Origin of the sequence: Streptomyces azureus (assembly GCF_001270025.1) — a bacterium.
In the GTDB taxonomy this organism is placed as follows: Bacteria; Actinomycetota; Actinomycetes; order Streptomycetales; family Streptomycetaceae; genus Streptomyces; species Streptomyces azureus.
This window is the reverse complement of sequence record NZ_DF968250.1, coordinates 12,000-33,935: the sequence shown is the minus strand read 5'-3', so window position 1 is coordinate 33,935 and position 21,936 is coordinate 12,000. Positions and strand designations below refer to the sequence as shown.

12 protein-coding genes are annotated in these 21,936 nt (G+C 73.0%); 9 read left to right on the top strand and 3 right to left on the bottom strand.

Features of this window, described 5'->3' with window-relative positions; genetic code table 11:
• Nucleotides 1–2: 2 nt before the first annotated feature.
• The 6 genes from AOQ53_RS13635 (at nt 3) to moeZ (ending at nt 7,919) form a co-directional block, all read left to right on the top strand.
• Nucleotides 3–1,592, top strand: a complete 1,590-nt coding sequence (locus AOQ53_RS13635) for a DUF3152 domain-containing protein (protein WP_059417307.1) — start codon at nt 3–5, stop codon at nt 1,590–1,592.
• A gap of 292 nt (nt 1,593–1,884) precedes the next feature.
• Nucleotides 1,885–3,612 carry a DUF3492 domain-containing protein gene (locus tag AOQ53_RS13630; protein WP_059417306.1) on the top strand — a complete coding sequence of 576 codons (1,728 nt, stop codon included), beginning with the start codon at nt 1,885–1,887 and terminating at the stop codon, nt 3,610–3,612.
• The gene (locus tag AOQ53_RS13625) at nt 3,609–4,859 is read left to right on the top strand and encodes a hypothetical protein (protein ID WP_059417305.1); all 1,251 of its coding nucleotides are present in this window, start codon (nt 3,609–3,611) and stop codon (nt 4,857–4,859) included. The genes AOQ53_RS13630 and AOQ53_RS13625 overlap by 4 nt, the downstream gene beginning before the upstream one ends.
• Before the next feature lie 121 nt (nt 4,860–4,980).
• Entirely contained in the window at nt 4,981–5,940 is a 960-nt protein-coding gene (locus AOQ53_RS13620; protein ID WP_059417304.1) for an NAD-dependent epimerase/dehydratase family protein, read from the top strand.
• Complete coding sequence (locus tag AOQ53_RS13615) at nt 5,928–6,677, top strand: spherulation-specific family 4 protein (RefSeq protein WP_059417303.1); 750 nt, start codon at nt 5,928–5,930, stop codon at nt 6,675–6,677. The genes AOQ53_RS13620 and AOQ53_RS13615 overlap by 13 nt, the downstream gene beginning before the upstream one ends.
• Before the next feature lie 63 nt (nt 6,678–6,740).
• On the top strand, nt 6,741–7,919 hold the full coding sequence (moeZ, locus tag AOQ53_RS13610) for an adenylyltransferase/sulfurtransferase MoeZ (RefSeq protein ID WP_059417302.1): 1,179 nt from the start codon (nt 6,741–6,743) through the stop codon (nt 7,917–7,919).
• Between the two features lie 92 nt (nt 7,920–8,011).
• Here moeZ and AOQ53_RS13605 read toward each other — a convergent pair whose 3' ends face one another.
• From AOQ53_RS13605 to AOQ53_RS13595, 3 genes are all read right to left on the bottom strand, one after another.
• Nucleotides 8,012–9,481, bottom strand: a complete 1,470-nt coding sequence (locus AOQ53_RS13605; protein ID WP_059417301.1) for an alpha/beta hydrolase — start codon at nt 9,479–9,481, stop codon at nt 8,012–8,014.
• 135 nt (nt 9,482–9,616) lie between these two features.
• Entirely contained in the window at nt 9,617–11,164 is a 1,548-nt protein-coding gene (locus AOQ53_RS13600; RefSeq protein WP_059417300.1) for an alpha/beta hydrolase, read from the bottom strand.
• 102 nt (nt 11,165–11,266) lie between these two features.
• On the bottom strand, nt 11,267–14,095 hold the full coding sequence (locus AOQ53_RS13595; protein WP_059417299.1) for a lysylphosphatidylglycerol synthase domain-containing protein: 2,829 nt from the start codon (nt 14,093–14,095) through the stop codon (nt 11,267–11,269).
• 186 nt (nt 14,096–14,281) lie between these two features.
• Here AOQ53_RS13595 and AOQ53_RS13590 point away from each other — a divergent pair, with 186 nt between their 5' ends.
• The 3 genes from AOQ53_RS13590 to AOQ53_RS13580 all read left to right on the top strand — a co-directional run bounded on the left by AOQ53_RS13590 (nt 14,282) and on the right by AOQ53_RS13580 (nt 21,934).
• Nucleotides 14,282–14,704: an MGMT family protein gene (locus AOQ53_RS13590; protein ID WP_059417298.1), complete on the top strand. Its 423-nt coding sequence runs from the start codon at nt 14,282–14,284 to the stop codon at nt 14,702–14,704.
• A 266-nt stretch (nt 14,705–14,970) separates the two neighbouring features.
• Nucleotides 14,971–18,327 (top strand): ATP-dependent helicase, encoded by a 3,357-nt coding sequence (locus AOQ53_RS13585; protein ID WP_078945295.1) that lies wholly within the window; start codon nt 14,971–14,973, stop codon nt 18,325–18,327.
• A gap of 91 nt (nt 18,328–18,418) precedes the next feature.
• Nucleotides 18,419–21,934: an ATP-dependent DNA helicase gene (locus AOQ53_RS13580; protein WP_059417297.1), complete on the top strand. Its 3,516-nt coding sequence runs from the start codon at nt 18,419–18,421 to the stop codon at nt 21,932–21,934.
• Nucleotides 21,935–21,936 lie beyond the last annotated feature (2 nt).

The window sequence follows — 21,936 nt, the reverse complement described above, 5'->3', positions numbered from 1 at the left end:
ACGTGGGACGCCACAGCCGCCGTGGGCCGGTCGTCAAGGGCGACACCGCGGACGCAACCGCAGTACGGGACGGCCGGGCCGGGTCGGGACAGCAGCCGGAGCAGGGCCAGGCGCCGGACACGAGCCGGGGAGGCCGCCCGGCCCCGCCTCGCGGCGCGTCGCCGGGCGGCTGGCCGCCGCCGGGTTCGGGCCCTCATCGGACGCCGGGGCCTCGGCCCGCGCCGGTGGACGGGACACCCGCGCACGGGATGCCGCGTCTGCCGGACGGCTGGCTGCCGGACGGCACGCCCGTGCACGGCGCTCCGCGCCTGCCCGACGGCACCCCCGCACGGGGGCTGCCCCGCTTTCCCGACGGCACGCCGGCGCGCGGCGTTCCCCGCCTGCCCGAGGGGTCTCCCGCGCAGGCCGTTACGCGGCTTCCCGACGGGACTCCCGCGCGCGGCGTGCCGCGGCTTCCCGACGGGACTCCCGCGCATGGCTTTCCGCAAGCGCGTGGAGGCCATCCCGAGCAGCCGGAAGCCGGAGGTGGCTGGGGTGAGTTGAGGGCCGGTCGCGGTGCTCCCATACCGCGGCAGCGGCGGGCTTCCGTGCCCGGGCCGCGGCAGGAGTATCTCGAGGCCTTCGACGAGGAGGACGACGTCTTCGCACCCCGTACGCCCGCCTCCGCACGCGCTGCGGACGCCTACGCCTCCGTCACGGACTGGAACGCGGGCGCCCCGGCCGGCATCCGCTCCGACGATGACGATGCCGACGACGCGGCGCCCACCGGCGCACCCGCGCCGGTCAAGGGCGCCAAGGGTCGTACGTTCACCGGCATCGCGGCCGCCGCCGTCACCACCGTGCTGGCCGTGATCGTCGCCGGTCAGGTCACCGACGACCGCGGCGGTGCCGAAGTGCAGTCGCAGTCCGCCACCGATCAGGCCCGCGACCTCCGGGACTCCTCGTCCCGCGCGGACGGGCGGGCGCCCGCACCGGACGCCGGCGCGAAGCCGCTGACGTACGACGAGAAGATGGGCAAGACCTATCCGCTCGGTGCCACGTTCAAGGGCTCGGGCAAGTTCGACGCCGTGCCCGGCATCGCCGAGGGGCCGGGTGCCGGGCAGAGGTTCACCTATCGTGTGGACGTGGAGCAGGGACTCGGGCTCGACGCCGAGCTGTTCGCCGAGGCCGTGCAGAAGACGCTCAACGACCAGCGCAGCTGGGCCCACAACGGCGCGCGCACCTTCGAGCGGATCTACTCCGGCAAGCCCGACTTCGTGATCACGCTCGCCAGCCCCGGCACGACCGCCGACTGGTGCGCCAAGTCCGGTCTGGACACCACCGTGGACAACGTCTCCTGCGACTCGGCCGCCACCGAGCGCGTGATGATCAACGCCTACCGCTGGGCGCAGGGCTCGAAGACGTACGGCGACAAGATCCACGCCTACCGGCAGATGCTGATCAACCACGAGGTCGGCCACCGTCTCGGCTACGGTCATGTCACCTGCGACAAGGACGGCGGCCTCGCCCCGGTCATGCAGCAGCAGACCAAGTTCCTCGACCACGACGGCATCCGCTGCCGGGCCAATCCCTGGCCTTATCCCGGAAGCTGACGGGCGCCACAAAGAGCCGGCCGGCCCGCGTAACTCGCTGATGTGGGCCGAAGTCGCGGCCGCGCGACGCCGGGCGGGGCGACGGGAGTCGGCCGTGGCATGATGATCCGTGTCCGGTTGATCTCCTAGCGCGACGGAACGCGATCCGCACGGGAAAGTTACGACCGTTCACCCCTTTTGGTGGCGCGACGGACAACCGTCCGTCGCGCCACCGCCTTGTCCGCATACGTTCGTCCCGCTGCGAGCCGCCGGGCAACGGCGGCTCCCCATACGGGAGATCGGGGGTGCACTCGTGCGCATCGGACTGCTTACGGAGGGTGGCTATCCGTACGTGAGCGGTGACGCCAGGCTCTGGTGCGACCGGCTGGTGCGCGGGCTCGGACAGCACGAGTTCGACGTCTACGCGCTCAGCCGCAGCCAGCACCAGGAGGACGAGGGCTGGATCCCGCTGCCGCCGAACGTCCGCAGGGTGCGCACCGCGCCGTTGTGGGCGGTCGAGGACGACGAAGTGATCCTGGGCCGCCGCGCGCGCCGGCGGTTCACCGAGTGCTTCGGCGAACTGGCAACGGTGCTGAGCGGGGCTTCCGGGGGTGCGCCGACCGCCGCCAAGGGGCCTTCCGAGGGTACGTCGACCCCTGAGGCGGACCGTTTCGCCAACGCTCTGTACGGGCTCGCCGAACTCGCCCGCGAGGAGGGCGGCCTGGTGGGGGCTCTCCGCTCCGAGACCGCCGTACGCACCCTGGAGCGCGCCTGTCGTGCGCCCGGCGCCCATCGCGCGGCGCGCGAGGCGCGCGTACCGGATCTGCTCGCCGTGGCCGCACACCTGGAACGCGTCCTGCGCCCCCTCTCCCTCGACTGGTACGAGGACGCCGGCCTCGGCGCGGTCGACCTCTGTCACGCCGCGTCCGGCGGCCCGGCCGTCCTGCCGGGCCTGCTGGCCCGCCACTTCACCGGCGTGCCCCTGCTGGTCACCGAGTACGGCGTGCGCCTGCGCACCCATTTCCTGACCGCCCCGGACGCCCCGCCCGCCGTACGGTCCCTGCTGGCGGCCTTCCACGGCAGGCTCGCGGCCGAAGCCTATGCACGGGCCGAGGTCGTCACGTCCGGCAACACGCACGCCCGCCGTTGGCAGGAGCGCTGTGGTGCCGACCGCGAGAAGCTCCGCACGGTCTACCCCGGCATGGACGCCAGGCCCTTCGCCGAGGTCGGCGAATCCCCCGAGTGCGCCGACCCGGACACGCTCGTCTGGGTCGGACGGGTCGAGCCCGGCAAGGACCTGGTCTCGCTGCTGCACGCCTTCGCGGAGATCCGCAAGCGGCAGCCCAAGACGCGTCTGCGCATCGTCGGAACCCCCGCCGGTTCCGAGGGCACGGCCTACCTCGGTCACTGCCGGACCCTGGCCGCCCAGCTCTTCCCCGACGAGGCCGAGGGGCCGCACGCCGACGGTGACAACCCGGTGTCCTTCGAGGAGATCGGCGGGCCCGAACTCCCGGCCCTCGCCGACGCGTACGCCTCGGGCGCCGTGACCGTCCTCTCCAGCGTCATCGAGGGCTTCCCGATCAGCCTCGTCGAGGCCATGCTCTGCGGACGCGTGACGGTGTCGACGGATGTCGGCGCGGTCGTGGAGGTCATCGGCGGCACCGGGCTCGTCGTACCGCCGCGCAACCCCCGGGCGCTCGCCGAGGCCTGCGTGGCGCTGCTGCGCGACCCCGAGCGCCGTGCGCGTCTGGGTGCCGCCGCCCGCGCCCGCGCCCTCGAACTGTTCACGGTCGAGCAGAACATCGAGGCATTTCACGGCATCTACCTGGAGATCGTCTCGCGGGCGCCGATCCGCCGCGTGGTCCTCGACGAAGCAGGGGCGCCGCTGCCCTTCGCGGTTCCCGCCGAGGACCACGTCCCGATCCGCTGGGCCGCCCCGTCGCCCAGCCTCGTCACCCGCGACGGCCCCGGCTGGGCGACGGGCAGACCCGTACGCGCGACCACTCCCGCTCCGGCCCCCGCCCCGGAGGGTGCACGATGACCGGCTTGGGCGAACTGGACCGCTCGGAGAGCCCGGAGAGCCCGGAGAGCCCGGGGGCGTGGGGCGCCCGCTCGGAGCAGGCGCTGAACCCCGCGGCCACGCCCGCGACCACGCCCGCGTCCGCACCGGAGGCGGCCGCAGGCGGCGAGCCCTCCGCCCCGCGTCGCGGTGCCGCCGATCCCGTGAAGGCGCTGATGCACCGTCACCGGGAGCTCTGTGAACGCGCGGTGGATCCCCTCGAGATCGCGGCGGGCCTGGAGGCGCACGGCATCACCGACCGGACCGCCGCCCGCTTCCGCCACCGGGACGTCTTCTCCCTCGCGGAGGAGATGTACGCACGGGTCTCCCGGGACGGTGACGCACCCCCGCCCTCCGCCCCCGCCGCTCCCCGGGCCCGCGCCGACTGGGCCCTGCTGACGCTCCTGCCGGGCACGCTGTGCGCCGCCGCCGTGGCCGCCGTGCACCTCACCCACGGCCAGTCGCGCCTGTTCGCGGCGGTATCCGGCGCCCTCGCCGTGGCCCTGGCCCTCCGCGCGGCCCTGCGCCGAGGCCCCCTGAGCAGACCCGACCGCTCAGCCCCCGGCAGGGCCACGACCTGGACCGCATGGCTCGTCGCCTACGCCGTCCTGGGCAACGGCCTGCTCGACAGCGCCGTCGCCGGAGGCCCCGACGGCCTGCCCACCGGCACGGCCGACGGCCCCTGGCCCCTCACCGCCGCCCCCGTCCTGGCACTCGCCCTGGCCTGCGCGCCCGCCGCCTGGACCGCCCACTTCTTCACCGTGCGCGCCCGCCGCAAACTGGCGGCCAGCCGCGGCCTGGAGGACTTCGCTGCCGCCGTACGACCGCTCCTGCTCGGCACGTTCGCCCTGTTCCTTGGCGCCCTGGCGGCGCTGCTCACCCTGTGCGCCGCGGTCCTCGACGAGCCCGCGGCCTACGCGGAGGCCCTCACCCTGGGCGCTCTCCTCTTCCTGGCCCGCCTCCTCACCACCCACGGTTTCGCCTACGCCCCGGCGGTGGTCCTCACCGCCACGGCCACGCTCCAGGCGGCCGCCCTCGCCGCGGTCTTCACCTCCCGCCTCCCCGGCTGTGGCTTCCTGGCCACCCCCGTCGAAACCCTCGTCACCACCTGGGGTGCCGGCAGCGTCCCCACCCTCGCCTGCGGCGGGGCTGCCCTGGCCCTCCTGATCCACGCGGCCCGCAAGCTCACCAGGGCCTCGGCCCACGCTCCACCGGAACGCTCCCGGTGACCGCCACTGCCACCGGCCCCGTCGCCACCCGGCAGCACCCCGTCACATCCCTCCCTTCCGCCTCAAGGAGAACCGGCATGACCATCCGCCCAGCAGCCCCGGCCGTCCCAGGAGCCGCGCGATGAGAGTCCTGCTGATCGGAGCCAACGGCTACATCGGGCGCTTCGTCGCCGACCGCCTGCTCGCCGACCCGGCCGTGCAGCTCACCGCCCTCGGCCGCGGCGACGACGCCGACGTCCGCTTCGACCTCGCGTCCGGCAGTCCCGGTGCCCTCACCCGCTTCCTCGACGCGGTCCACCCGGGCGTCGTCGTCAACTGCGCCGGCGCCACCAGGGGCGGTGCCCGCGAGCTCACCCGCCACAACACCGTCGCCGTTGCCACCGTCTGCGAGGCCCTGCGCCGCAGCGGCTGCGGTGCCCGACTGGTGCAGATCGGGTGCAGCGCCGAGTACGGCCCGAGCCAGCCCGGCTCCTCCACGGCGGAGGACGCCGTCCCCCGGCCCGGCGGCCCCTACGGCGTCAGCAAACTCGCCGCCACGGAACTGGTCCTCGGCTCCGGCCTGGACGCCGTCGTGCTGCGCGTCTTCTCACCGGCCGGACCCGGAACCCCCGCCGGCTCCCCGCTGGGCCGGCTCGCCGAGGCCATGCGCCGCGCCATGCAGTCCGGCGACGGCGAACTGAAACTCGGCGGCCTCGGCGCGCAGCGCGACTTCGTCGACGTCCGGGACGTGGCCCGCGCCGTCCACGCCGCCTCGCTCTCCGCCGCGCAGGGCGTCATCAACATCGGCTCCGGTCGCGCCGTACGCCTGCGCGACGCCGCCGCGGTCCTCGCCCGCGTGGCCGGATACGGCGGTGCCCTCCACGAACTCGACGGCCCTCCCGGCGCCCTGCGCCCGGCCATCGGCCACCCCCGACCCGACCCGGACCAAGCGCCCCCGGTCGCGTACCCGTACCCGGACGGCTGCGGCAGCTGGCAGCAGGCCGATGTGCGCACCGCCCGCGACCGGCTCGGCTGGCGCCCCCGGATCGGCCTGGAGGAGTCCCTCGCCGACATCTGGATGGAGGCGGCATGCCGCATCTGACCAGCACACGACCCCGCACCTCCGGCACGGAACTCCGCCCCGGCGTCGGCGTCCCCGGCTACGCGCACCCCCTCCTCGCCCCCACCGAGTGGGGCGAACTCACCCGCCCCGGCACCCCGCTGCACTGGGTGGTCCTCAACGTGGCCGACGGACCCGGCGCCCGCCCCGACCCGCACTGCCTGGAGGCGGCCGGCCGCCTGCGCAACGAGGGCATCCGCGTCCTCGGCCACCTCGACACCTGCTACGGCACCCGGAACTTCGGGGAGCTGATCTCCGACGCCCACCGGTTCGTCGACTGGTACCAGGTCGACGGCTTCCTCCTGGACCGCTGCCCGGCGGACCACGTCGGGCTGCCCGAGGTGCGCCGCACCGTCGCCACGCTCCGCGTGATCCGTGACGATGCCCACATCGTCCTCGGCCACGGCATCCACCCGCACCCGGGCTACGCTCAGCTCGCCGATCAGCTGGTCACCTTTTCCGGCCCGTGGAGCGACTACCGCTGGTCGCAGGTGGCCGAGTGGACCGCCGACCATCCGCCCGAGCGCTTCTGCCACTTCGTCCACGGAGTGCCCCGCCCGCACCTGGCGGAGGCACTGTGCATCGCCCGCTGGCAGGGCGCGGCGACGATCTGGTTCACCGACCGCACGGACCAGGACGGCCACACCGGCCCCTGGGAGGCCATGCCCGGCTACTGGGACGAAATCGTCTCGCTGGTCGGAACGGGTGTCTCGGAATGAAAAAGCGCGTGGCACTGTTACGGGGAGAACAACCGTAGTGATTGACCGACCAACGGAGTCCCCGTGTCGCTGCCACCCCTGGTCGAGCCGGCTTCCGAGCTCACCGTAGACGAGGTCCGCAGGTACTCCCGCCACCTGATCATCCCCGACGTCGGGATGGACGGGCAGAAGCGGCTGAAGAACGCCAAGGTGCTGTGTGTGGGCGCCGGCGGCCTGGGCTCGCCGGCGCTGATGTACCTGGCCGCCGCCGGCGTCGGCACCCTCGGCATCGTGGAGTTCGACGAGGTCGACGAGTCGAACCTGCAGCGTCAGATCATCCACAGCCAGGCCGACATCGGCCGCCCCAAGGCGGAGTCCGCCCGCGACAGCGTCAAGGGCATCAACCCGTATGTGAACGTGGTCCTTCACGAGGAGCGGCTCGAGGCCGACAACGTGATGGACATCTTCAGCCAGTACGACCTGATCGTCGACGGCACGGACAACTTCGCGACCCGCTACCTGGTCAACGACGCCTGCGTGCTGCTGAACAAGCCGTACGTGTGGGGCTCGATCTACCGCTTCGACGGTCAGGCGTCCGTCTTCTGGTCCGAGCACGGTCCCTGCTACCGCTGCCTGTACCCGGAGCCCCCGCCCCCCGGCATGGTCCCCTCCTGCGCCGAGGGCGGCGTCCTGGGCGTGCTGTGCGCGTCCATCGGCTCCATCCAGGTCAACGAGGCCATCAAGCTGCTCGCCGGCATCGGCGAGCCGCTGGTCGGCCGGCTCATGATCTACGACGCCCTGGAGATGCAGTACCGCCAGGTCAAGGTCCGCAAGGACCCGAACTGCGCGGTCTGCGGCGAGAACCCGACCGTCACCGAGCTCATCGACTACGAGGCCTTCTGCGGCGTCGTCTCCGAGGAGGCCCAGGCGGCGGCCGCCGACTCCACGATCACTCCCAAGCAGCTCAAGGAGTGGATCGACGACGGCGAGAGCATCGACATCATCGACGTCCGCGAGCCGAACGAGTACGAGATCGTCTCCATCCCGGGCGCCCGGCTGATCCCGAAGAACGAGTTCCTCATGGGCACCGCCCTGGAGAGCCTCCCGCAGGACAAGAAGATCGTCCTGCATTGCAAGACGGGTGTCCGCAGTGCGGAAGTCCTGGCGGTCCTGAAGTCCGCGGGCTTCTCGGACGCGGTCCACGTCGGCGGCGGCGTGATCGGCTGGGTCAACCAGATCGAGCCGGACAAGCCGGTGTACTGACCGGACGGGCCGGCATACCGAGCCGTGTCCGGTCTCCCCTCGCGAGCGGCGGGGGCTTCGCGCGCCACGGGTGCCCGGAGCCCCCGCCGTCGTCATGAGCAGACTTTGCCGTCCTTCGGCACCGTCCCGTCCAGCAGATACGCGTCCACCGTGGAGTCGACACAGTCGCTGCCACTGCCGTACGCGCCATGTCCCTCGCCCCGCCAGGTGAGCATCACTCCGACGCCCTTGCCCAGCTCGTCGGCCATCCTCCGGGCACCCTCGTACGGGGTGGCCGGGTCGCCGGTGTTGCCGACGACCAGGACCGGTGCCGCACCGGGGGCGCTCACCTCCGGGGTGTCGTGCTGCCCGGGCACCGGCCAGTCGTGGCACCAGCCGGCGGTGTCCCAGCCGAGGAACGTCCCGAAGACGGGGGAGATCTTCTCGAACTCCGGCAGCAGTTTCTTGGTGGTCGCCGCGGTCGGGCGCTGCCGGTCGTCCAGGCACGATATGACTCGTTGCGCGTGGGTCGTCGTGCCGTAACGCCCCGACTGGTCGCGCTCGTTGTAGCCGTCGGCGAGGGCCAGCAGTTCCGAGCCGTCTCCCCGCTCGGCCGCGTCGAGGGCGCTGGTCAGCGTCGGCCAGCTGTCCTTGCTGTACAGGGGCAGGATGATGCCGGTGGCCGCGAGCGTCTGCGTCAGCTTCCGCCCGGGCGTGGCCGTCGGCAGGGGCCGCGCGTCGATCCGCCGCAGCAGGTCCGCGATCTTCCGCGAGCCCTCCGCCGGGTCCTGGCCCGTGGACTCGAGGTAGCCGTTCAGCGCGCGCTGGAAGCCCCTGGCCTGGTTCTTGGCGTGCCCCACCGTGTCGGCGCCGGGGTCGACGACCGCGTCCAGGGTCATCCGCCCCACCTTCTTGGGGAACAGGTGCGCATACGTGCCGCCCAGTTCGGTGCCGTATGAGATGCCGAAGTAGTGCATCTTCTTGTCGCCGAGGACTTCCCGGATGCGGTCCATGTCGCGGGCCGAGTCGGCGGTCGACACGTGCGCCATCAGCTTCCCGGCGTCCTTCTGGCAGCCCTTGCCGAAGTCGGCGGCGTCCTGGAAGTACGCCTTCTCCTCGGCGGGCGTGTCCGGGGTGACGTCGACCGATTCGGCCGCCTGGATCGCTTTGTCGCCGCGGCAGCGCACCCCCTCGCTGGCACCGACGCCGCGCGGGTCCCAGCTCACCAGGTCGTACCGCTCACGCAGTCGGGAGACGGTCGGGGCATAGGACGGCATCATGGACACGCCCGAGGCGCCGGGGCCGCCGAAGTTGAACAGGAGCGAGCCGACGCGGTCGCCACCGCGGGCCTTGGCGCGGATCAGCGCCAGCCCGATCGTCTCGCCGTCCGGATCCGACCAGTCCAGCGGCACCTTCAGCGTCGCGCACTGCCAGTCGCTGCTCGGCGCGGGGCCGTCAGCGGTGGCCTTGCAGCGGCCCCAGGAGAGGCCGCCCTTGCCGTCGTCCGACGAGCCGCCGCTGCACCCCGCGGCGAGCAGTGCCGAGGCGACCGCCAGAGCGGTCCACCGTGCGAAACGCGTCATGTGCCATCCCCCCCTCGTAGGCCGTCCGCACGTGTCGCGGATGGCGGTCAGGCCATGGTAGGCAGATCCTCGCATCGGCCGTTGCAGCCTGTGGATAACCTTCTGACCTGCGCGTTTGTCGATCCTGGGCTGATCTCAGGTGCAGATGGTCCCCGCCCGCGGCACCTTTCCGTCCAGCAGGTAGCCGTTCACCGCGTCCTGCACGCACTTGTTCTTGCTGCTGTAGGCGCCGTGTCCCTGCCCCCGGTACGTCAGCTCGACACCGACGCCCTTGCCCAGCGCGTCCACCATCTTCCGCGCGCCCTCGTACGGGGTGGCCGGGTCGCCGGTGTTGCCGACGACCAGGATCGGCGCCGAGCCCGGCGCGCTCACCTCCGGATGGTCGGCGGCGCCCGCCACGGCCCAGTCGGTGCAGCCGATCATGCCCCACGCCATGGCGTCGCCGAACAGGGCGGACGCGGCCCGGAACTCGGGCAGCTTCCGCTCCACGTACGCGGCGTCGTAGCGGGGTTTGGCGTCGGCGCAGCCGATGGCCCTGTGGGCGGCGGTGGAGTTGTCGTACTCGCCGTTCTCGCTGCGCCCGTTCTTCGAGTCGGACAGCAGCATCAGGATCGTGCCGTCACCGTCGTACGCCTGCTGCAGGCCCTGGGTGAGGTACTCCCAGAGCTCCTGCGAGTACAGCGCCTGCACGATGCCGTCGGTCGCCGCGGTCTGGGTCAGTTCGCGCGGGAAGACGCCAGGGACCGGCCTGCGCTCGAGGTCCTTCAGCAGCGTGGCGATACGGTCCTTCACGTCCTGCGCGCTGTCGCCGATGGGGCATTCCTCGGTCTTCGACACGCAGTCCTCGGCGAAGTTGTCGAGCGCGAGCTGGAATCCCTTGGCCTGCGCCAGTGAGCCCTGGTCGCCGTTCTTCGTGGGGTCGACGACGGCGTCGAACACGGCCCGGCCGACCTTCTTGGGGAACAGGTGGGCGTAGACGCCGCCGAGTTCCGTCCCGTAGGAGATGCCGAAGTAGTGCAGCTTGTCGTCGCCGAGGACCTGGCGCATCAGGTCCAGGTCGCGGGCGGTGTCGGTGGTGCGCACGTGCGGCAGCATCTTCTTGGAGTTCTGCTCGCAGGCGTCGTTGAACTCCTTGGTGCTGTCCAGGAGTTCGGTGCGCTCGGCGGCGTCGTCGGGGGTCGCGTCCTGCTGGAAGTACGCGTCGAGCTGCTGGTCGTTCTGGCAGATCACCGGGGCACTGCGGCCGACCCCGCGCGGGTCGAAGCTGACCAGGTCGTAGCGGGTGCGCAGGGTCTCGTAGGCCTCTGCGGAGGGGGGCAGCGAGGTGACGCCCGAGCCGCCGGGGCCGCCGAAGTTGAAGATCAGCGAGCCGATGCGTGCGCCCTCGTCGCCGCTGCTCCTGGCCCGGATCAGCTCGAGGCCGATCGTGTCGCCCTTGGGGTCGTCCCAGTCGAGCGGGGCCTTCATGGTGGCGCACTGCCACTCGCCACCGTCCGGCAGCGGCGAGGGCGCGGCGCCTCCTCCCTGGGCATCGGACGGGGTCGGGCAGTCCTTCCAGCTCAGCTCCTGCTGCGTCAGGTCCTGGTCCTCGGCGCCGTCGTCACCGCAGCCGGCCAGCACGGCGGACAGCAGCACGGCGGTGACGGTCAGGGCGGCGGCGCGCAGCCGGAGGAGCGTTGGCATGGTTCCATCCTGCGGCGGCGAGGGGCCGTCCGCGCGGGACGCGTGCCGTAGGAGGTAAGGGGGACTGTTGGTGCTGTAGGGCCTGCTTCTGGGCTGGTCGGGTCAGAGGGCTTGCTTGCGAGTGAGGTGGTTGAAGGCCAGCCAGCCCGGCAGCACGGGCAGCCACAGTGTCAGCAGGCGGAACAGCAGGACCGCCGGTGCCGCGACCTCCTTCGGCAGACCGACGGCGATCAGACCGACCGTCAGGGTCGCCTCGACCGCGCCCACACCGCCCGGGGTCGGCGCCGCGGACCCCAGGGCGTTGCCCGCGAGGAAGACGACGGCGACGCTGGCGAGGCTGATCGACGTGGACTCGTCACCGAACGCGCGGATCGACGCGTCCAGGCACATCACGAAGCAGGCGGTCAGCAGCAGCATGCCACCGATGCCGGTGACCAGCTTCTGCGGCCGCTGGAGCACGTCCAGCATGCGCGGCACGACACCCGCGAACAGCGACCTCACGCGCGTGACGACGAACTTCCGCAGGAACGGCACCGAGGTCACCACGAGCACGAGCACCGCCACGGTCAGCAGACCGGCGATGACCGTCCGGGACGGCGACAGCGACGGAGTCTTCTCGGTGCCGGTCAGATAGCCGAAGGCCAGCAGCATCAGGATGTGACAGCCGAGCCCGAACAACTGCGACGCTCCGACGCTCGCCACCGCGAGCCCCGGCCGCACTCCCGCGCGCTGGAGGAAGCGCGTGTTCAGGGCGACACCGCCCACCGCCGCCGGGGCGACGATCTTCACGAACGACCCGGCGACCTGCGCCGCCACGGTCCGCACGAACGGCACCCGCTCGGGCACGAACCCCAGCAGAGCCATCGCCGCCGCGACGTAACTGCCCATCGAGAACAGCACGGCCGCGGCGACCCAGCCCCACTCGGCGTTCGCGATGAGCGGCCCGAACTCGATGTGCGTGAGCTGTGTCAGCAGGAAGTACGCGCCGATCGCGCCGGCCATGAAACTGATCAGCGTGCGCGGCCGCACCCGCTCCAGCCGGGCCGGCTCGACCGGTGCCTGCGGCCTGATCCGCAGCACCTCGTGCCGGATCTGGGTGAGCAGGTCTTCCTCGCGCGCCTCCTCCAGGGCCTCGTCGATGGCCCGCTTCTCGGCCCGCTGCTCCGCCCGTACGGCCTTCTTGTCGGGTTTCTCCAGGACCGGAACGGCGTCGTCCGAGGTGTCCTCCAGACGCGCCAGCTTGGCCTGGCGGGATGCCTCCAGGACCGCCTCGCGCTCGCGCTGTGCCCGCTCCCGGGCCAGTCTGCGCAGCGTCGCGCGCGTGGAGCGGCTGAGCGCGATCGGCTGGAGCATCGGCAGACAGTCCGCCACCGCGTCGGGGCCGAGGACCTCCACCGCCGAGGCGACCGCCCGCTCCGCGCCCACCCGGAGGCCGAGGGTCACCAGCAGCTGGGAGGTGTCCATGCGCAGCAGCAGGTCGCCGGCCGCGATCTCGCCTACGCGCAGGTCGGTGAGGATCACCGTGCCGGAACGATCCACCAGAATCGCGTCACCGACCAGCCTGCGGTGCGCGATGCGCCGGGACTGAAGAGCCTTCACCTGGTGCCAGGTGTCGCTCAGCAGGGCGTCGGTGATCTCCTCGTCCGGCAGGGAGTCCAGGGTGCGGCCGCCGCTGTGCTCGTAGACGAGTATCACCGCGTCGGGACCCAGCTCGGAGGTGGCGATCAGTTTGGGCGCGTTGGCGCCCGCCGCGATCGCCGCGTACGCCAGCAGCGCCTCCTGCTCCAGGGCCTGGCGCAGCGACTGGAGGCTGCTGCGGGTGGCGAAGCCGCGCAGGGTCAGGTTGCGCCAGGCGCGGTAGAAGAAGCCCTGGGCCTGCTGCTCCCGGTCCACCACCGTCACGTCCAGCGGCGGGCCGTCCTCGAGCGTGACGAAGTAGCGGCGGCCCCGGTCGCCGGTGTCCGGGCTGTCCGAGGTGTCCTCGCGGGACGCGCTGACCGGGCGGAAGCCGACGGTCCGCAGGCCCGCCATCAGCGTCTGCCCGGTGGGCCGGACGTTGGGCGAGCCGACCGCGTAGAGCGTGCCGTAGGCCACGGTCCAGCCGATCAGCACCGTCAGGATGATCGAGAACGGTGTCGTGTACCCGGTGACGAGCATCGAGAAGGCGTCGAGGAGCAGCACGACCCACAGCACCGTGCGCCATCTGGGCCTGCGTGACATGCCGACGGCCGTCATGTACGCGATGACCGGCGCCAGATAGCCGTGCACGGGGTCGGTCAGTGCGTGGATGTCGCCGGGGGAGGGCTGGGTGAGCGCCTCCTGGATCGAGCCGGGGGCGGCGCGGGCGACCCACAGGTCGGTGGCGAGGGTCACACCGTGGGCGAGGACGGCCGCGAGCACGCCGTCGGCGATTCTGAGCCCGTCCCGTTTGATCAGCCGCTCGATGGCGAAGGCGACCGGCACCAGCAGGATCGCGATGCTGGAGGCCAGCCCGGCGATCTTGATGAGCAGGTCGGGCGCCTGGCCCGTGCCCTTGTTGATGTCCTGTTCGAGGCCCGAGGTGGTGCCGTGCGCGAACGCGGCGATCCCGATCAGCAGCGCGACGGCGAGCACGCCCACCAGGAGCCGCATCAGATCGGACGGGCGGTGCACGCGCGCGGGGAGCAGCGGTTCGTCGCCCTCCACCGCGTCGATGTGCACGGTGTCCTCGTCCTCGGCTGCCGAGGGGTCCTTCTTGCCGGACTTCCCGGCTGCCGTCGGGGCCTTCTCGGCGGACTTCTCGGCGGCCGTCGGGGCCTTCTCTGCGGACTTCTCGGCGGCCGTCCCGGCCTTCTCACCGGCCGGTTCGGGGCCGTCGTCCGGAGTGCCAGGGCGCGACGAAGTGTCGGAGGTGCCCTCCGTGTCCTCGGGGTGCGCACCCTGCTGCTTCATCGTCTCTTCTTGGTCTCGTATCACCGGTCACCGCCCGCACGATGGTGGCATGCCGCACCGACACACGGGGGCATCAGGGTGCACATGCGGGGGCGGACAGTCTGCCCGACGCGCTCCTGCCGGGCGAGGGAAACGCACCGGAGCACACCCGTCCCGTTGTCGGTGGGGTGGGGCAGGATGGGGCGGATGAGCGAGGAGAGCCTTCCGGAGGACGCCGGCGCGCAGGGCGCCCACGCGGGGTACGACGACACCCGTGAGGAGCCCGGGGAAGCGCTGCCCGCGTACGCCGAGCGGGTCCTGGACGTCGCCGAACTGATCCCGCCGGGCCGTGTCATGACATACGGGGACGTCGCCGAGTGGCTGGAGGAGGGCGGTCCGCGACAGGTCGGCCGGGTCATGGCCCTCTACGGCGGGGCCGTTCCTTGGTGGCGCGTCGTCCGCGCGGACGGCGTCCTGCTCCCGGGGCACGAGCAGCGGGCGCTCGGCTACTACCGCGCGGAGGGCACGCCCCTGAAGGAGGCGAGCCGGGCCGCCGAGGGCCACCTGCCGCGCCTCGACATGAGACGGGCGCGCTGGGACGGCGGCGAACGCGCGGAGGGTCACACCTGACAGCTTCCGCCATCTGACGCCCTCCTGTGTGACCCGTGATCCGTACGGGGGAATCGGGGCACGCGGTCGGCATGACGTACGTTCGTGAGATGAGGGACATGGGTGCCACGGGCGCCAGGAGTGACCGGCGGGAAGAAGGGGAAGCCCTGCTTCCGCCTCATCCGTCGGCGTAGCGTCGGCTGCACGCGTCCCCGTCACCCCGCGGTCACCGCCCGCCACGCGCGGTGGCCCGCCAACCAGCACTTCCACCAGGACCGGCGAACCACGTGAGCTCCTCTTCCTCCACCAGCGGCCTGTCGCACCCCCGCGTGCGGTGGGGGAGCCGTGGCGCTTACCGACTGGTACGTACCCCACCTGCCCGGGTGGACCCCCCTCTTTTGGACGCCTCGCAGCGGTCCGTGGTTGACCACACCACCGGCCCGCTGCTCGTTCTCGCGGGCCCGGGCACAGGCAAGACCACCACGCTCGTCGAGTCCGTGGCCGAGCGCATCGCCCGGGGACAGGATCCCGAGCGCGTCCTGGTGCTCACCTTCAGCCGCAGGGCGGCCGTCGAGCTGCGCGACCGCACGGCCCTGCGGTGCGGCGCGGCCCGCGCTCCCCAGGCCACCACCTTCCACTCGTTCTGTTACGCCCTGGTCCGCGCCCACCAGGACAGCGACCTGTTCGTGGAGCCGCTGCGGCTGCTCTCCGGCCCCGAGCAGGACGTCTCGGTCCGGGAACTGCTCGCCGGCCAGGTGGACCTGGAGCGGCTGGGCCTCGCCCACGTGCGATGGCCGGACGAACTGCGCGCCTGCCTGACCACCCGTGGTTTCGCCGACGAGGTCCGCGCGGTCCTCGCCCGCACCCGTGAACTGGGTCTCGGCCCCGACGCCCTGGACGCCTTCGCCCGCCGCACGGGACGCCCCGACTGGCGCGCCGCCGCAGCCTTCCTCGCCGAGTACCTCGACGTGCTCGACCTCCAGGGTGTGATCGACTACGCCGAACTCGTCCACCGCGCGGTGCTCCTCGCCCGCCGGCCCGAGGTCGCCGCGTGGCTCGCCGCCCGGTACGACGCCGTCTACGTCGACGAGTACCAGGACACCGATCCCGCTCAGGTACGACTCCTGCACGCGCTGGCCGACGGCGGCCGCACCCTCGTCGCTTTCGGGGACCCCGACCAGTCGATCTACGCGTTCCGCGGGGCGGACGTGAACGGCATCCTCGACTTCCCGCACGCCTTCCCGCGCGCGGACGGCCGCCCGGCCCCCGTCGCGGTGCTGCGCACGTCCCGCCGCTCCGGCGCCGCCCTGCTGGCCGCCACCCGGCTGCTCACCCAGCGCATGCCGCTGACCCGCCTGCCCGCAGAGAAGGTGCGCGCCCACCGCGAACTCGCCCCCGTACGGAACGGCGGCCGCGTCGAGGCGTACACGTACCCGACGCCCGGGACGGAGCTGGACAACATCGCCGACATCCTCCGCAGGGCCCACCTCGAAGACGGCGTCCCCTGGAGCGAGATGGCAGTCCTGGTGCGCGCCGGCTCCCGCACCGTCCCGACGGTCCGCCGCGCCCTCACGGCAGCCGGCGTACCCGTGGACGTCGACGGCGACGACCTGCCCCTGCGCCACGAACCGGCGGTGGCACCGCTGCTGACAGCGCTGCGGGCGGTGGCCACGGCCGAGGCGGGGACTTCTGAGACGGGACCTGCCGAGCCTCGGAACTCCGAGAGGGACACCTCCTCCGAGGACGCCCCTTCCGCGCAGCCGGACACCCGCTGGCTCGACACCGAGACCGCCCTCACCCTCCTCACCTCCCCGCTCGCGAGCATGGACGCCGCCGACCTGCGCCGCCTCGGCCGGGCCCTGCGCGACGAGGAACGGGCCGCGGGAAACCCGCTGCCGCCGCCCTCAGACGTGCTGCTCGCGCAGGCACTCGCCGAGCCGGAGCGCCTCGCCGTGCACGACCCCACGTACGCGCGTGGCGCCCAGCGCCTCGGCGCGCTGCTGCGCAAGGCCCGGGAGCGGCTGGCGGGCGGCGGTACGGCCGAGGAGGCGCTGTGGGACCTGTGGGAGGGCACGCCGTGGCCCACGCGGCTGGAGCGGGCCGCCCGCCGGGGCGGCGCGGCCGGGCGCAACGCGGACCGCGATCTGGACGCCGTCTGCGCGCTGTTCGCGACCGCGGCCCGTGCCGAGGAGCGCACCGGCGGCCGGGGCGCCCTCAACTTCCTGGAGGAGACCGAGGCCGAGGACATCGCCGCCGACACCCTCACGCGCCGTGCCGTACGCCCCGACGCCGTCCGCCTGATGACCGCGCACCGCTCCAAGGGCCTGGAATGGCGCCTCGTGGTCGTCGCGGGCGTCCAGGAGGGCCTGTGGCCGGATCTGCGCCGCCGCGGCTCCCTGCTGGAGGCCGACCGCATCGGCCGCGACGGACTCGCCGAACCCCTCACCCCCGGCGCGCTGCTCGCCGAGGAGCGCCGCCTGTTCTACGTGGCCGCCACGCGCGCGCGTGAACGCCTCGTCGTGACCGCCGTCAAGGCCCCGGCGGACGACGGCGACCAGCCTTCCCGCTTCCTGACCGAACTCGGTGCCGAACCCAAGGACGTCACGGGACGCCCGCGCCGTCCGCTCAACGTGGCGGCACTCGTCGCCGAACTGCGCGCCACCACGGTCGACCCGCGCGTCTCCGACGCCCTCCGGGAGGCAGCCGCCCGCCGCCTCGCCCGGCTCGCCGCCCTCGCCGACGAGGACGGCCGCCCCTTGGTGCCGTCCGCGCACCCCTACCGCTGGTGGGGCATGTTCGAGCCGACCGAGTCCAAGGTGCCGCTGCGCGACCGCGACCAGCCCGTCGTGCTCTCCGGCAGCGCCCTCGACCAGCTCGCCAACACCTGCGCCCTGCAATGGTTCCTGGGCCGCGAGGTGAAGGCCGACGCGCCCGCGACCGCCGCCCAGGGCTTCGGCAACGTGGTGCACGTCCTCGCCGACGAGGTCGCCTCCGGGCACACCCCGGCCGACCTCTCCGTCCTCATGGAACGGCTCGACTCCGTGTGGAACGCCCTCGCCTTCGACGCGCCGTGGAAGTCGGACCAGGAGAAGGACAACGCGCGCGTGGCGCTCGAGCGGTTCCTGAAGTGGCACGTCATGGACCGCACCGGGCGTACCCCGGTGGCCAGCGAGCACGACTTCGACGTCACTCTCGAAGCCGGCGACTACCAGGTGCGCATCCGCGGCCAGATGGACCGCGTGGAGGCGGACGGCGAGAACCGTGCCTACGTGGTCGACTTCAAGACCGGCAAACAGGCGCCCACCGGCAAGGAGGTGGAGCGCCACCCGCAGCTCGCGGTCTACCAGCTGGCTGTCCGCGAGGGCGCCGTAGACGACCTCTTCGACGGTGTGCGACCCGAGCCGGGCGGCGCCGAACTCGTCCATCTGCGCCAGGGCGCCGCCCAGCGCTACGGCGGTGAGACCCTGCCCAAGGTGCAGGCCCAGGAGCCACTGGAGGGGGAGTGGGTCGGCGACCTGCTGGCCACCGCGGCCGGCAAGGTCCTCGACGAACGGTTCACACCGACCGCCGGCCAGCACTGCACGCACTGCGCGTTCCGGGCGTCGTGCAGCGCGCGGCAGGAGGGCCGCCACGTCGTCGAGTGACCTATCGCACCACCTGTGCTGACCTGCGCTTCTTCGACCCCGGAAAGCGATCCGGCCGCCGCTGTCAGTGGCCGCCGCTAGCCTCTCTGACGTGCCCGCCCGAATCGCCGATCCCGAACAGCTCAAAGAACTCCTCGGCATCCCGTTCACCCCTGAGCAGATGGCCTGCATCACCGCGCCGCCCGCCCCGCAGGTGATCGTGGCCGGAGCAGGCTCGGGCAAGACGACGGTGATGGCGGCACGCGTGGTGTGGCTGGTCGGCACCGGCCAGGTCGCACCGGAGCAGGTGCTCGGCCTCACCTTCACCAACAAGGCCGCCGCCGAACTCGCCGAGCGCGTCCGCAAGGCGCTCGTCAAGGCCGGCGTCACCGACCCGGACGCCATCGACCCGGACAATCCGCCGGGCGAGCCGGTGATCTCCACGTACCACGCCTTCGCGGGCCGCCTGCTCACCGACCACGGTCTGCGTATCGGTCTCGAGCCCACGTCCCGGCTGCTCGCCGACGCGACCCGTTTCCAGCTCGCCGCGCGCGTGCTGCGCGAGGCCCCGGGGGCCTATCCGGCCCTGACCCGTTCCTTCCCGGACCTGGTCGGCGACCTCCTCGCCCTCGACGCCGAGCTCGCCGAGCACCTCGTACGTCCGGAAGCACTGCGCGCGTACGACGCCGAGCTGTTGCTGACCCTGCGCGGCGCCAAGCTCACCAACGCCGACCTGCGCAAGGTCCCCGAGGCGGCCGCCGCCCGCCGCGAACTGGCCGACCTGGTGACCCGCTACCGGGCCGCCAAGCGCGAGCGGGACCTGCTCGACTTCGGCGACCAGATCGCCCTCTCGGCCCGGCTCGCGAGGATCCCCGAAGTGGGCCGCGACCTGCGCGACGAGTTCCGGGTGGTCCTGCTCGACGAGTACCAGGACACGTCGGTCGCCCAACGCGTCCTCCTGGCCGGCCTGTTCGGCGAAGGCACCGGCCACCCGGTCACCGCCGTCGGCGACCCCTGCCAGGCGATCTACGGCTGGCGCGGCGCCTCCGTCGCCAACCTCGACGACTTCCCCGAGCACTTCCCCCACGCCGACGGCCGACCCGCGACCCGGCAGGCGCTCAGCGAGAACCGCCGCAGCGGCGGCCGCCTCCTCGACCTCGCCAACGGCCTCGCGGAGCCCCTGCGCGCCCTGCACGCGGGCGTGGAGGCACTCCGACCGGCCCCCGGCGCCGAACGCGACGGCATGGTGCGCTGCGCCCTGCTGCCCACCCACGCCGAGGAGATCGACTGGGCCGCCGACTCCGTCGCCCACCTCGTGCGGACCGGGACGGCACCCGGCGAGATCGCCGTCCTGTGCCGCACGGCGACCGACTTCGCCGAGATCCAGGGCGCCCTGGTGGCCCGGGACATCCCGGTCGAGGTGGTCGGCCTGTCCGGGCTGCTGCACCTGCCCGAGATCGCCGACCTCGTCGCCGTCTGCGAGGTCCTCCAGGACCCCGGCGCCAACGCCTCCCTGGTGCGCCTGCTGACCGGCCCGCGCTGGCGCATCGGCCCGCGCGACCTCGCCCTGCTGGGGCGGCGCGCCCGGCTCCTGGTGTCCCACGCGCGCGTGGAGGGCGGCGACGACCCGGACCGCCGACTCGCCGAGGCCGTCGAGGGAGTGGACCCCTCCGAGGTGATCTCGCTCGCGGACGCCCTCGACACGTTCCTGGAGACGCCGCTGGACGGCCACGGGGACGACGACGGACTGCCCTTCTCACCCGACGCGCGCGTGCGCTTCGCCCGCCTTGCCACCGAGCTGCGCGAGCTGCGCCGCTCCCTGGCCGACCCGCTGATGGACGTCCTGCACCGCGTCCTCGCCGTCACCGGGCTGGAGGTCGAACTGTCGGCGTCCCCGCACGCCCTGGCCGCCCGCCGCCGCGAGACCCTCTCCAACTTCCTGGATGTCGCCGCCTCCTTCGCCACCGGCGACGGCGAGGCCACCCTGCTCGCCTTCCTCGGCTTCCTGCGCACCGCCGCCCAGTACGAGAAGGGCCTCGACAACGCCCTCCCCGGCGGCGAGAACACCGTCAAGGTGCTCACCGCCCACAAGTCCAAGGGCCTGGAGTGGGACGTCGTGGTCGTCCCCGGGCTGGTCACGGGCACCTTCCCCAGCAGCCAGGGCCGCGAGAAGTGGACCTCCCAGGGCAAGGTCCTGCCGCACCGGCTGCGCGGCGACGCCGACACCCTGCCGGACGTGGAGTCCTGGGACGCCAGGGGCCTGAAGGCCTTCCACGAGGCCATGAAGGACCACCAGCACACCGAGGAACTCCGCCTCGGCTACGTCACCTTCACCCGCCCCCGCTCCCTGCTCCTGGGCTCCGGCCACTGGTGGGGCCCCACCCAGAAGAAGCGCCGCGGACCGTCCGCTTTCCTCCAGGCCCTCCATGACCACTGCGCGGCCGGGTACGGCGAGATCGAGGCCTGGGCGGACGAACCCGCCGAGGACGAGGAGAACCCGGCCCTGCACCAGGCCACCGCCGACCAGGTGTGGCCCCTGCCCCTGGACGAGACGGCCCTGGCCCGGCGCCGCGCGGCCGCCGCGACCGTTCTGGCGCACCTGGAGGACCTCGCGTCCCACGGGGACGGGCACCCCGCGGCCGTGCACGACCCGGACGGGACCGACGACCCGCAGTGGCCGCCGCCGCCCGAAGACGAGCCTCCGTACGACGAACCGGACCCGTTCGACGACGATCCCTTCGAGGGCGACGCCGTCGCGGAAGACCCGGCGGACCGGGACGAGTGGCCGACCGGCGGGGACGAGTGGCCGGCGGACCGCCCCACCGTCCCGCACCAGGCGGCCCCACGGGAACTCCCCGCTGCGCGCCCCCACCGCACGGCCCCGGACCACCCGCCCCTCACCCCCGAGGAAGCCCGCACCATCGCCTCCTGGGACCGCGACCTCGACGCCCTCACCGGAGAGCTCCTGCGCGCCCGCGACAGCGTCACCGATGTCCCCCTGCCCGCTTCGCTCACCGCGTCCCAGCTGCTGCGCCTGGCCGCCGACCCGGACGGCCTCGCGCAGGAACTGGCCCGCCCCATGCCCCGCCCGCCGCAGCCCGCCGCACGCCGCGGCACCCGTTTCCACGCCTGGGTCGAGGCCCGCTTCGAAGCGCTGACGCTGCCGTTCCTGGAGCCCGGGGAACTGCCCGGCAGCGACGCCGAGATCGCCGACGAACAGGACCTGGAAGCACTCAAGGAGGCCTTCGAACGCACCGGGTACGCGCACCGCACGCCCTACCGGGTGGAGGCCCCCTTCCAGCTCGAGATCGCCGGCCGCGTCGTACGGGGCCGTATCGACGCCGTCTACAAGGAGGGCGACGGTCGGGAGACGACGTACGAGATCGTCGACTGGAAGACGAACCGCACCCGCACCGCCGACCCGCTCCAGCTGGCCGTCTACCGCCTCGCCTGGGCGGAGCAGCAGGGCGTGCCGCTGGAGTCGGTCACGGCCGCGTTCCTGTACGTGCGCAGCGGCGAGGTCGTACGGCCGGACGACCTGCCGGACCGGGCCGCGCTGGAGCGGCTGCTGCTCGGGGAGCCGTCCGGTGAGGAACCGCACTCCGATGACATCACTGCGGGCCGATAGGC